We start from the raw sequence: 13,095 nt of genomic DNA, 5'->3' as shown, positions 1-13,095 counted from the left end.
GTAAAAAACACGGTTAAAGTAGCGATAAAAGCCGTTTTTCCTTATAGTGAGCCGATATTCACCCGCAAACGAGCCTGTTGTGCACCAAATATTTGAAATGTTGCTGGCGGTTTTTGATCGCGCCGCGCTAATGTTGATCTGCCTGTTTTTCCTGACCCGCACCCGCCTGTTCCGTCAGCTACTACAAAAAGAGAAACACACGCCGCTGGAACTGCTCGCGGTAACCGCTATTTTCTCTCTGTTCGCCATCTTTGGTACCTACTCAGGTATTAACGTCGAAGGATCGCTAGTTAACGTTCGGGTTATTGCCGTAATGTCTGGCGGTATTCTATTTGGCCCCTGGGTCGGGATCATCACCGGTATTATTGCCGGTAGCCATCGCTATTTAATTGATATCGATGGCATTACTTCTGTTCCCTGTCTTATCACCAGTATTATTGCCGGGTTAATGTCTGGTTATATCAATTTGAAGGTGAAAAAAGAACGCCAATGGAGCATCGGTATTCTCGGCGGCATGATCTGCGAATCGCTCACTATGCTTTTGGTTGTGGTATGGGCCAAACCGACGGCGCTGGGTATCGATATTGTATCGAAAATCGCGATTCCGATGATTTTAGGCGCAGTGTGTATCGGCCTGATTGTGTTGCTGGTACAAAGCGTTGAGGATGAAAAAGAGGTGATTGCCGCTCGGCAGGCGAAACTGGCTTTGGATATCGCCAATAAAACGCTGCCCTACTTCCGAAATATCAACGGAGAATCACTGAGCACCGTGTGTGAAATTATCCGCACCGATATAAAAGCAGATGCGGTAGCCATTACCAATACTCACAATATTCTGGCCTACGTTGGCGTCGGTGCCGAGACCTATGATATTGGACACGAAATTATCAGCGATATCACTAAGGAGAGCATTCAGCGTGGCAAAATTACTATTCGTAATAACGATGAGGTTCACCGTACGCCGCAAATTCATTCGCTGATTATCATCCCTCTGTGGGAAAAAGGCGAAGTAACCGGATCGCTAAAAATTTATTACTGCCATGCTCATAAAATTACCTATTCACTGAAAGTGATGGCGGTCGGCCTATCGCAAATTATCTCTACGCAAATGGAAGTCTCACGTATTGAACAGCTGAAGGAAATGGCAAATAAAGCAGAAATGCGCGCATTGCAAAGTAAAATCAATCCTCACTTCCTGTTTAATGCGCTGAATGCTATCTCCTCCTCGATTCGGATCAATCCAGATACCGCTCGACAGTTGATCATCAATCTGTCTCGTTATTTGCGTTATAACCTCGAACTGAATGACGAACAGATAGATATTCGCAAAGAGCTACATCAGATACAGGATTATATTGCTATTGAACAGGCTCGTTTCGGCAGCAAACTGACGGTTATTTATGATATCGACGATGATATTTCACTGCGAATTCCCAGCCTGTTAATTCAACCTCTGGTGGAAAACGCCATTGTGCATGGAATTCAGCCTTGCAAAGGCAAAGGCGTAGTCGTTATTGCAGTGAAAGATCATGGAGATCAAATTAAAATTTCAGTTAAAGACACCGGTAATGGCATTAATCAGGAGACCATAGACAGGGTGGCCAATAATGAAATGCCAGGTAACAAAATAGGCCTACTGAATGTGCATCACCGTGTGCAATTGTTATACGGTGCAGGCTTACAAATTCGACGTTTAGAGCCAGGCACCGAGATTTCATTCTTTATCAGCAAAAATGGCGGAAAAGTTCATGCATAATTCAACTTCACCGCCAGTCTACCCGGAGCAATATTCATGAAAGCCATTATTGTGGAAGATGAGTTTCTTGCTCAGGAAGAACTGAGCTATCTCATTCGCCAGCACAGTGGTATCACCATAGATGCAACCTTTGATGACGGATTAGATGTATTAAAATATCTCCAAAATCATCAGGTTGATGCTATTTTTCTGGACATAAATATTCCGTCGTTGGATGGCGTGCTGCTGGCACAAAATATCAGCAAATTTACCCATAAACCGCATATTATCTTTATCACTGCCTATAAAGAGCACGCGGTGGAAGCTTTTGAAATAGAAGCATTTGATTATATTCTCAAGCCATATCACGAATCCCGAATTGTCACCATGCTGCAAAAACTGGAAGCGCTGCATAAGCGTAACCGTCAGGAAAACGAGCAACCCACCGGTCTGGCACCGCGCAGCGCTCATACCATCAATCTGATGAAAGACGAACGCATCATAGTGACGGATATCAACGATATTTATTACGCCGCAGCGCAGGAAAAAGTGACTCTGGTTTACACCCGCCGGGAAGAGTTCATCATGCCGATGAATATCACTGAATTCTTCAGCCGACTGCCAGAGGAGTACTTCTTCCGCTGCCACCGTTCTTACTGCGTTAACCTGTCCAAAATTCGCGAAATCGTGCCCTGGTTTAACAATACTTACATCCTGCGTCTCAGTGATTTGGATTTTGAAGTGCCCGTCAGCCGCAGCAAGGTAAAAGAGTTCAGGCAGTTGATGCGCCTATAGATGCATTTCATTCCGTGCTGAATGCAGCTCATTCCTCATTTGATCTTTCATGGTAAACCCGCCCGTATACTGGCTTCATTGGGCGGGCTGATAGTGACTTAACATCCAAATCCTTCGTCAACCATCAGCTCGTAATTTTATGGCAGACCGAATTATTCGGGCCAGGTTGTATTGATGTTAAGGAGTCCGGCATGAGCAGCAAACCGGTAAATCGTTGGCTAATCGTTGTAGGTACTATCATTGTCCAAATGGGTTTGGGCACTATTTATACATGGAGCCTATTCAACCAGCCGCTGGGTGAAAAATTCAGTTGGTCACTCGGCGCAGTTGCCACCACCTTTTCAATCACCAGTTTCTCTTTGGCTATTGCCACGCTATTTGCAGGTCGCTTGCAGGAACGTTTCGGCATTCGCAATCTGACTTTGATATCCGGCCTGATTCTGGGTTTGGGGCTGATAGCCAGCTCCTTCGCCACTTCCCTTGGCATGATTTATCTTCTGGCTGGTGTCGTCGTCGGTTTTGCCGATGGCACCGCATATATCACAACACTTTCTAATCTAATTAAATGGTTCCCTGAGCGTAAGGGCCTGATAGCCGGTATTTCCGTTGGCGCATTCGGTACCGGTAGCCTGCTATTCAAATACGTCAATGCCAGCCTGATTGCCAATCAGGGCGTCTCTCTGGCCTTCTTCTACTGGGGTCTTATCGTGATGGCTCTGGTCGGCGTAGGCTCCCTGTTGCTGAAAGAAAAAGTCAGCGCTCCACAACCAACCAATATGCAGCAAGCCAGCCAGAATGGCCGTGATTTCAGCGTAAAAGAAATGCTGGCAGTGAAAGAATCTTATTTCCTGTTCATCATCTTCTTCACCGCATGTATGAGTGGATTGTATCTGATTGGTATCGTGAAGGATTTGGGCGTCGAATTAGCGGGAATGGATTTAGCCACCGCGGCTAATACCGTATCTGCCATCGCTATTTTCAACACCGCTGGCCGCATTATTCTGGGCGCGCTGTCTGATAAAGTCGGGCGTATGCGAGTGATTACCTTCACTTTGTTAGTCACTACGCTGGCAGTTTGTGTTCTAAGCTTCGTTCCTTTGACTCACGCCCTCTTCTTCCTGTGCGTAGGTGCCATTGCCTTCTGTTTCGGCGGCAACATCACCGTATTCCCGGCCATTGTCGGTGACTTCTTCGGACTGAAAAACCACAGTAAAAACTATGGCATTATCTACCAAGGCTTTGGTTTAGGGGCGCTGGCGGGTTCATTTATCGCCGCCCGTCTGGGTGGATTCCACGCCACCTTTATCGTGATTGCCGTGATGTCAGTGCTTTCCCTACTGTTAACTCTCATTATCAAACCACCGAAAGGTTCGGCAAAACAGATGGAAGAGCCAAAAGAAGAACCGACGGGTATTACCGCCAGCAGCCATGCTTAATAGGTTGATAAAAATTAAGTGAGACCAAATCAATGCCTACCAATACTTGGCGAAAAGCCTAAGAGTTGGTAGGCATTTGGGTTTATCAGAATCAGAGCGTTGATCAGTGACAAGCTTAGTAAGGTAATAATCTCGCTTTTTTATTTTGCTCAACTTCGCTAAGTTTAACGTGATAAGTACCCATATTATTTTGCGTAATAGACGTCACTTTGAAATTTGCTAATGGCGAATACAATACTTCGTGCTCGTTATTCTCGAATGCTAAACCACCGGATACAAAAATGCCCCTACCACTGTTGCCCTTAACTTCAAACATCACTCTTTCACTATCCTGGCTACGGTTGGCAAAATCTTGTGCGACCTTTTTATCACCGGAGGTAGAAAAGAACTGCCCTAGTGAATAAGTAGTGGTTTGATTTTGAGTTTTATCACTATTGAATTGGCTAATTAATTTATTAATCCCTGCGCTGGTTATTCCTTGTCCACGATGCGTAATAATATTTTTGCTAGTTGGCGTATACCACGCTTTGGCTCCAGTTTTGACTAATTGAGCCAAATCCGAACAATTAAATTTGAGTGTAGTTTTAAGATTTTTGTTGCCTCGGCCGAAGATATTATCACCATGCACTCTTTCATACTCGGCAATGACTTTACTACCGCTTAGACTACCGGGCGAGCGCCCTTGGCCGAACTGGTAGCGAGCCTCAACATTTAAAGCCTTACAGCCTGCATTACTTTGATAAACCATAGAAAAGTCATTACGGATTTTTTGATTAGCTTCATCGGCTTTTCTTACCTTAGCCTCAGCCGCAACAATTTGTTGTAATTGTTGATCTACCCGATGCTTCTTATCATTGACTCCTTCAAGTTTGGCCTCCTGTAATCCTTTATTCTCTTCCAGCCCAAGCAGCGCACTTTTTATAATATTAATTTTTTGGTTAAGCTTAGAGATACCATCAGCAGCAGAGACTTCGCATCCCTCCGCGCCAAAATATTTAGCGGCTTCTTGTCGCTCAGCTTGATAACGGCTACCAGAAACAAAGTTTTTCAAAAAATTGCTACCTTGGCCGAACTTTACACTGCCGTTTTTCAAGCGCACATTCACATCATCGCCATGCTTGTTTGAAATACCCGTGAGGCTTTTTAGCAGGATATTGTTACTCCTAATCGCCCTTTTCCCCTCATTAATCTGCACTTTAATAGTAGACAACTCATTTTTAATTTTCTTCACTTCCTGACCTAACGTTTCTATCCTTTTATATAAGTTATTTTTTGTCGGGAGATTCATTAGAGGGGAGGAGCTGCTGGTATTTATGTTACTTATTGTCATGGATAAAGTTCCTGTTATTAATGCCAGCAACTAGACCGGCAGCTGCAAAAAATTTTACAGTTACCGTCATTATCCAAAATATGGCTAAACAGAACTTTAAAAAAAACGCCTTATTAACCTTTCAAATAATAGGCGTTTGTTAATGTAACTACAGTTCCATACCTAATGTCTGGCGCAAATAGGCACCGGCGCCTAGCAAGCCCGGCTGTTGATGGGTGATCATATAAACCGGTATATCGACGAGAAAATCTTTAAAGCGCCCCTTATCTTCAAACGCTCCGCGGAATCCCGACGCTTTAAAGAACTCCATAAAACGTGGAACTATGCCTCCGGCAATATAAACGCCGCCAAAGGTGCTGAGATTCAGCGCCAGATTGCCGCCAAAACGTCCCATAATCACGCAAAATAGCGACAGCGCCCGGCGACAATCGGTACAGCTATCTGCCAGCGCTCGTTCGGTGACATCCTTCGGAGCCAGATTTTCCGGCACACGATGGTCAGAAATCACGATTCCGCGATATAAATTCACCAAACCCGGCCCGGAAAGCACGCGTTCAACGGAAACATGCCCTAATTCCTTCCGCAATACCGCCAAAATGCAATCTTCTTCTTCGCTGTTTGGCGCAAAATCCACATGGCCGCCTTCTCCCGGCAGGCTCAACCAACGGCGATCGACATGAACCAAATGAGCCACACCTAAGCCTGTTCCCGCGCCGTATACCGCTACCGGTTTGCCCGGCTGCTTATCTTTGCCACCGAACTGGATAACATCCTGCGGTGAAAGCATAGGTATCGCCATTGATACCGCAGTAAAATCATTGATAATTTCCAGCTTACTCAGATCAAGATTTCTTTGCATTTCGGCAATGGAAAACGCCCAGGTATGATTTGTCATGGCCACCCAATCACCGGTAATCGGGCAAGCAATGGCAAGACAGGCGTCTTCTACCGCAACATTATGCTCCGCCAGATACTGGCGGATAACTTCTTCGAGACTGTCAAATTCAAGCCCTGAATAGGTTTTCGCCTGAGATATTTCGCCCGTTGCTACAGCGCACAGCGCCAAACGGGCATTAGTCCCGCCAACATCACCCACCAAAGCATAGGTCGTCATCAAATACTTCTCCGTTAAATGGATATTTAACTAATTGAGTTAACTGCACCTACTGTAAAATCACGGCAGAAAAACAACAATCACCACGGGCTAAACACCGCGTCTTTAGCGATACGGATCACAAAAAAACGTTTCAGCATGGAGAAACACCGCATAATTTCGCATTTGCTTCCCGCATTTTACGCCCCTTAATCCTGACCGTTACTCTGACACGCAGCCGTTTTTTCTTTTGCCTGATGACGAGAAGCAATCACTCGCGCTCTCAGCGTGTCGTAAAGCCAGTTATATGCCATGGTGTAAGGTAGGAAAAACAGGAAGAAGCCGATCTCCAGCATAAAAGCCTGTCCCCAGGAAATCCCCAGCAGCCAGGCCGCAATAGGCACGCCGATCAATACAAACCCGGCCTCAAAACCAAAAGCGTGCCAGATACGCACCGCCAGCGTCTTTGCTACGCGGCTCACAGGCCAGATTCGGTCAAAGATACTGTTATAGATGATGTTCCACAGCATGGCGACCGTCGATAGCATTACCGCTAATGTCCCGATTTGCAGAACCGAACGGTTTAATAACCAAGCGCCCAGCGGCGCACAAATGCCGACGGCGATAACTTCGAACCCCACGGCGTGAATAATACGTTCAACGAATGATTTACGATTAGCTTGCATAAAATCGACCTGTTTTTTTGATGAATTAAAAACTACCGAGTGATTATCATCGCTTTTTGGGATAGATTAAAAATAGAAGCCATCGATTAAGTAGATAGATAATGCACTATTCACCGGAAGCGTTAATTGCATTCGTCGAAGCCGCATCTCAGGGATCTTTTTCTGCTGCCGCTCGTAAACTGCGTAAAAGTCAGTCCACCATCAGCACTGCAATTGCCAATTTGGAAGCAGATTTGGGGTTAGTCTTGTTCGATCGGCAAGCACGCCAGCCGGTGCTCACGGCTCACGGGCGTCGCGTTCTGGCGCAGGTTCAGGAAATTTTGGCTGCCAGCGAGCGTTTGGATCATCTTTCTATTCGCTTGGCGGATAAAGTAGAGCCTCGTCTTAGTTTTGTACTCTCAGATATATATCAACCCACTCACCACGAAGCTCTAATGCAACGTTTTGAGCAGCGCTATCCTGATATTGAATTCGAATGCATGATTGCTGAGGCCGATGATGTTATTGGGTTACTGCAAGATGGTCGCGCTCATTTGGGTATGGTTGAAGTCCAAAAAGATTACCCGCCAGATATTGGCGTCAGCCTTCTGCCAGAACAGTCCTGTATGGCGCTGTTTGTCCAACAGAATCATCCGCTAGCTCAGTGCCAACAAATCCAACCTGAACAACTGGCCACCGTGCGGCAACTGCGTCTGAACACCTATGCGCAAACAGATAAAAATACGGCTCAAGGGCCGGTTTGGTCAGCGCCAAGCTATTTAATGCTGTTAGAAATGGCGGAGCAGGGCTTTGGCTGGGCAATCCTGCCACGTTGGATGGTGAAACAATTCAGCCGTAATCAATTGGTTGAGCTCTCTGCGGTTGGTTGGCCAAAAATGATTTCTCTGGATGCGGTATGGTCGAAAAAAAACCCGCCGGGACCAGCCGGTTTCTGGCTGTTAGAACAGCTTACGGGCAGCCAATCACCACGGATATCAAGTTGAGGCGTTTCTGTTTCGCAGAGATTCCGTAACTTTCCTCAGCAGTGGTGATATATCCATCTGCGGTAGAACAACTTCGATAAATACTAGCTGCGAGTTTTGATCAGCCAATTGCAATGCTTTATGTAATTGCTCTGGCTCACTCACTTTCAGGGATATGACTTCGCTACCCGCCCCAAACGCCTGCGGTAACTGAGTCCAATTCCATGTAGATATATCGTTATAGGGTTGATTTTCGCCGTGAATAGCTCTTTCTACGGTGTAGCCATTGTTATTCAACAAGAGAATAATGGGTTTTAACCCATCCCGCAGCATTGATCCCAGTTCCTGAATGCTTAACTGAGCGGCACCGTCCCCAATCAGTAAAATGACTCGACGCTGCGGATTGCCGGTTTGCACGCCATAGGCCGCCGGCAAGCTAAATCCGATGGAGCCCCACAGCGATTGGGTAATAAATATCGCATCCTTGGGCAATCTCAGAGCTGCGGCACCAAAGCAAGCCGTACCCTGATCGGCCAGCACAATATCAAAGGGCCGCAAAAACGTCTGAATGTGATACCAAAATGTTTGCTGATCCAGATGTTGTGCTAAAGAAGGCGGCAACGGGCAATGGTAAACATCGGGCTGTATCCATTCATGCTGTAATTCCAGGCTCAGTTTTGCCAGCGCATCAATGGCTATAGTCATCGGGATTTGGCTAAATACACGCGAACCCACTTTGGCTTCGAAAGGGCAGATATCAATGCGTCTTTCCGTACAAATTTGCTGACTAAATCCGGCGGTTATGGTGTCGACAAACCATACGCCAACGGTAATAACTACATCCGCTCCTTCAATCGTTAATCTAATCCGCTCATCACTGGGTGCTGCGCTGTAAGTACCAATAAACTCTGCGCGAGATTCATCTACAATACCTTTCCCCATCAGTAATGTCGCATAGGGTAAATGAGTTTGGCTTAGCCAATTTCTTAATTGCTGGGTAGCGCCAAAGCGATCCACTAAAAAATCTGCCAATACAGCCACATGGCGAGCTGAAGCAAGTGACTCTCTCGCCGCGTCGATAAAATCCCGCAATGACTGAGATGAGTACGGCGCTTGTTGAAACGCCAGCGAATTGGGTTTGGCGTCGATCGGCATCTCTGCCACATCGGAAGGAAGTTGTAAATAAACCGGTTTGCGTTGAGCAAGCGCAGCTGCCACTACTCTATCTATTTCGCTGGCAGCGTTGGTCAACGTGAGATTGGCCTGAGCGCAGCTAACCATTTCAGCCATAGTCGAAAAGTGGCTAAAATCACCATCACCGAGAGAGTGGTGTATCAGCTCTTTCTTTTGCTGGGAGTGCTGTGCCGGCATCCCGACGATGTGGATCACCGGCAAGAATTCGGCAAAACTCCCCGCAATGCCGTTGATAGCGCTTAATTCGCCCACGCCCATGGTGGTGAGCAACGCGGCAGCAGGCTGAGTACGCGCATAACCATCTGCAGCATAGGCCGCATTGAGTTCGTTCGCACATCCCACCCAGTCAATCTGCGGGTGAGCGATGACATGATCCAAAAACTGGAGATTGTAATCCCCCGGTACGCCAAACAGGTGTTTGATTCCAATTTGCGCCAAGCGATCCAGCAAATAATCGGCAACTTTATAAACACTACTTTTCATAGCGCGCGTGATCCTTAGGAAAAAAACCAACATATAAAAAGTTCATAAGCAAAGTATTAGCTAATAATTAAATTTATCTAATGCGTTAGAATTAATAGCAATCCTGCACTGTAAATATTTCGTGACTTTATGGGCCTTGTGATCCCGCTGGCGAACCGAATGAGTGAAAAGGCTTACACTCATTTATCTGCCCTATTCCTCTTAAGGATTGTCATGGTTTACCAAGCTAACCCTATCCGCTATCAAGACATGGAGTATCGGCGCTGTGGTCACAGCGGTTTAAAACTATCGGCTATTTCTCTCGGCTTATGGCATAACTTCGGCGATGCAACACTGTTTGAAAACAGCCGAAATCTGATTCACTGTGCCTTCGATCATGGGATTACCCATTTCGATTTGGCGAATAATTACGGGCCGCCGCCAGGTTCAGCCGAAGAGAATTTTGGCCGAATCTTGCAGCAAGATCTGCAGCCTTATCGTGATGAGCTGATTATCTCCTCTAAAGCGGGTTACACCATGTGGCCCGGCCCTTATGGCGACTGGGGTTCGAAGAAGTATCTGGTGGCCAGCCTGAATCAGAGCTTGCGGCGCATGGGATTAGACTATGTGGATATTTTCTACCACCATCGACCCGATCCGCAGACGCCTTTAGAGGAGACAATGAAAGCGCTGGATTTGCTGGTACGACAGGGTAAGGCGCTGTATATCGGGCTATCCAACTACCCCGCAGAACAGGCGCAGCAGGCTTTGACTATTCTGCAAGCCCTTGGTACGCCTTGCCTGATTCATCAGCCAAAATATTCTATGTTCGAACGCTGGATCGAGGACGGTTTGCAGGATGTCCTGACAGAATTTGGCGTCGGCTCCATCGCCTTTTCACCGCTGGCGGGCGGGCTGCTGACAGATCGCTATCTCAACGGCATTCCTCAGGATTCCCGTGCTGCCAGCGGCAGTAAATTCCTTAATCCAGCGCAAATTACCGAGGAAAAACTGGCAAAAGTACGCCAACTAAACGATCTAGCAGCGGATCGCGGGCAAAAGTTATCGCAAATGGCGGTGGCTTGGGTGCTGCGTGAGGGCAAAGTGACCTCCGCGCTGATTGGCGCCAGTAAAACGGCACAAATTGAGGATGCGGTAACTGCCCTGACTAATACTCACTTTAGTGTTGAGGAGATAGCGCGTATAGAATCCATCCTGCTGTAATCGCTTTCCCACTTTACACATCACCAGAGGGCGAATTATCCGCCCTCCTTCATCTTTATGATGAACAGGCAGATAATTCCTAAAGCATTGTTTTCCAGTTTTATCTGAACGCTAGATTCTATTTATTTTATTAATATCTTAATATTGCGTGACTCACTGTCGGCTCAGTTTTTATCACAACCGACAGATAAAGAAGGAAATTATCGTGTTAAAACCCCTATTGCTGATTGTCGTGCTGGCTACATTACCTTTGGCACAGCAGGCGCAGGCCGTCAGTATCAATCTCCTTCCTGGCGTCTCTTTACAGATCGGCGAACAGGATAGAAATGGGAACTACTGGGATGGTTATGACTGGCGCGATCGTCAATGGTGGCAAGGGCATCAGGGGCAGGATGTAGGTGAACGCAGTCGACGCGGCCATTACTGGGACGGCCATCGCTGGCGAGATAAGGACTGGTGGAAGAAAAACTACTATTACCACGATGGGCGTTATTGGAAATACGATAAGCACGCGTATAAAAAGTACAAAAAACAACAGAATAAACATCATGGTCGCCACCATCATCACGACCACGATGATTAAAAACAATACCGGCGGTATTCACTAACAATCCGCCGGTTATCCGAATTTTATTAAGCCAGACTAATGAGTAAATATAGATTTAGCCCCACCACAACCACGACGATCAGTTTCCCAATGTTCTGAACCAAACGGGAATTAACCATTTCTCCCATTAATTCCCGATTGCCAGTAAAGGACAGCAGAGGCACTAGCGCCAACGCAATGCCAAAACTCAGCAAAACCTGGCTCATCACCAATATTCGGGTTGCATCCATTCCCATCATAATCACCACAAATGATGGCAACATAGTGATACAGCGGCGTATCCAAATCGGAATATAGAAACGGACGAAGCCTTGCATCACTACCTGTCCCGCCAACGTGCCTACCACGGTAGACGACAACCCGGCGGCAACCAGACTCAGACCGAAGATTGTCGCCGCCCCGTGACCCAATAAAGGTTGCAGCGTGAGATAAGCCTGTTCAATTTCGGCGATACTGCCATAACCGTTAAAATGAAAAGCGGCTGCCGCCGTTGCCATCATGGCTAAATTCACGAAGCCTGCGATCGTCATGGCGGTGGCTACGTCTAGTTTGGTCGAGGCATAACGATCGGCTTTTGATTCCTTTCCACCGGTTTGCGTCAGGGAGGAATGAAGATAAATAACGTGTGGCATAATCGTCGCCCCCAGGACTCCAGCGGCTAAAAATACGGCATCGCCGTTTGGTAAATCGGGAATCAGCATTCCCTTCGCCAAGGCGCTAACTTCAGGTTGGGAAAAGATCAGTTCGACAATATAAGCAGCGGCGACAAACACCAGCAGGCCACCAATGACCAGCTCCAAGGGTTTTTGTCCGCGATTTTGTAGCATCAGAATGAGGAAAGTGGCAATACCGGTGAGTATGGCGCCTTCTAATAACGTCACCCCGAGCAATAATTTAAATCCTATAGCCGCCCCAATAAATTCGGCTAAATCTGTTGCCATAGCGATAATTTCTGCCTGAACCCAATAAGCCCAGACAGCAGGACGCGGAAAACGATCTCGAATATGTTCCGCCAAATTTTTACCGGTAGCAATTCCGAGTTTTGCGGAGAGGAGTTGGATCAGCATTGCCATCAGATTGGCCCACACCACGACCCAAAGCAGGGTGTAACCGAATGAGGCTCCGGCCTGAATATTGGTAGCAAAATTACCGGGATCGATGTAACCGATAGCCGCGATAAATGCTGGCCCCATCAAGGAAAGCTTCACCTTCCTTGATGTACGACCCTCTGAAGCGGTAGCGCGGCTATTCATCATATCAATTTTGCCCTTAGAGATATTATGTCTATCTCATATTATCTAAATGATAATAATTATCAAGCGCATTTGCATTGGTAAAACTTATCTCTCTGATAGCCAATCTTTCTGAATAACCACCCGCCAAGATCGCTGTTTCAATAGCCGGGTTTTACTTTCTGGAAATCTGTGCTTGTATTCACTAAACCCTGCGGCTTTTTGCGCAAGAACTCTCAACAAATTAGCACCATCACGCTACAAATAAAGAAAATTTTTAACATGCGTCGTTTTGTGACGAAACCTATTAATTTAATTGCAAATATTCAGGTGACTTTT

General features: G+C 46.6%; 11 protein-coding genes. 6 read left to right on the top strand and 5 right to left on the bottom strand.

Going from position 1 to position 13,095, the window contains the following annotated elements; genetic code table 11:
* Positions 1-79 precede the first annotated feature (79 nt).
* The 3 genes from DBA33_RS05830 (at position 80) to DBA33_RS05820 (ending at position 3,966) form a co-directional block, all read left to right on the top strand.
* Positions 80-1,756, top strand: a complete 1,677-nt coding sequence (locus tag DBA33_RS05830) for a sensor histidine kinase (RefSeq protein WP_120805854.1) — start codon at positions 80-82, stop codon at positions 1,754-1,756.
* A gap of 36 nt (positions 1,757-1,792) precedes the next feature.
* A complete protein-coding gene (locus tag DBA33_RS05825) occupies positions 1,793-2,530 on the top strand; it encodes a LytTR family DNA-binding domain-containing protein (RefSeq protein ID WP_120805852.1) in 738 nt (245 codons plus the stop codon).
* Positions 2,531-2,721: 191 nt separating this feature from the next.
* Positions 2,722-3,966 (top strand): OFA family MFS transporter, encoded by a 1,245-nt coding sequence (locus DBA33_RS05820; protein WP_064517062.1) that lies wholly within the window; start codon positions 2,722-2,724, stop codon positions 3,964-3,966.
* A 115-nt stretch (positions 3,967-4,081) separates the two neighbouring features.
* On the opposite strand, the gene DBA33_RS05815 is transcribed toward DBA33_RS05820, so the two are convergent.
* The 3 genes from DBA33_RS05815 to DBA33_RS05805 all read right to left on the bottom strand — a co-directional run bounded on the left by DBA33_RS05815 (position 4,082) and on the right by DBA33_RS05805 (position 7,075).
* The gene (locus DBA33_RS05815) at positions 4,082-5,296 is read right to left on the bottom strand and encodes an ADP-ribosyltransferase domain-containing protein (protein ID WP_162975167.1); all 1,215 of its coding nucleotides are present in this window, start codon (positions 5,294-5,296) and stop codon (positions 4,082-4,084) included.
* Between the two features lie 148 nt (positions 5,297-5,444).
* A complete protein-coding gene (gene glk / locus DBA33_RS05810; RefSeq protein ID WP_064517060.1) occupies positions 5,445-6,410 on the bottom strand; it encodes a glucokinase in 966 nt (321 codons plus the stop codon).
* A gap of 188 nt (positions 6,411-6,598) precedes the next feature.
* A complete protein-coding gene (locus tag DBA33_RS05805; protein ID WP_064517058.1) occupies positions 6,599-7,075 on the bottom strand; it encodes a multidrug/biocide efflux PACE transporter in 477 nt (158 codons plus the stop codon).
* 101 nt (positions 7,076-7,176) lie between these two features.
* Here DBA33_RS05805 and DBA33_RS05800 point away from each other — a divergent pair, with 101 nt between their 5' ends.
* Positions 7,177-8,058, top strand: a complete 882-nt coding sequence (locus DBA33_RS05800) for a LysR family transcriptional regulator (RefSeq protein ID WP_064517056.1) — start codon at positions 7,177-7,179, stop codon at positions 8,056-8,058.
* Here the strand turns inward: DBA33_RS05800 and DBA33_RS05795 are convergent.
* On the bottom strand, positions 8,050-9,714 hold the full coding sequence (locus tag DBA33_RS05795) for a thiamine pyrophosphate-binding protein (RefSeq protein WP_064517054.1): 1,665 nt from the start codon (positions 9,712-9,714) through the stop codon (positions 8,050-8,052). The two genes, DBA33_RS05800 and DBA33_RS05795, sit on opposite strands and share 9 nt — an antisense overlap.
* Positions 9,715-9,927: 213 nt before the next feature.
* Between DBA33_RS05795 and mgrA the strand changes: the two genes are divergently transcribed.
* A complete protein-coding gene (gene mgrA / locus DBA33_RS05790) occupies positions 9,928-10,917 on the top strand; it encodes an L-glyceraldehyde 3-phosphate reductase (protein ID WP_064517052.1) in 990 nt (329 codons plus the stop codon).
* Positions 10,918-11,122: 205 nt separating this feature from the next.
* Positions 11,123-11,500, top strand: a complete 378-nt coding sequence (locus tag DBA33_RS05785) for a DUF2502 domain-containing protein (protein WP_064517050.1) — start codon at positions 11,123-11,125, stop codon at positions 11,498-11,500.
* Positions 11,501-11,550: 50 nt separating this feature from the next.
* On the opposite strand, the gene DBA33_RS05780 is transcribed toward DBA33_RS05785, so the two are convergent.
* A complete protein-coding gene (locus DBA33_RS05780) occupies positions 11,551-12,786 on the bottom strand; it encodes an Nramp family divalent metal transporter (RefSeq protein WP_276148113.1) in 1,236 nt (411 codons plus the stop codon).
* Positions 12,787-13,095 lie beyond the last annotated feature (309 nt).

Origin of the sequence: Yersinia sp. IP36721 (assembly GCF_003634395.1) — a bacterium.
In the GTDB taxonomy this organism is placed as follows: Bacteria; Pseudomonadota; Gammaproteobacteria; order Enterobacterales; family Enterobacteriaceae; genus Yersinia; species Yersinia entomophaga.
This window is presented reverse-complemented; position numbering and strand designations above follow the sequence as displayed.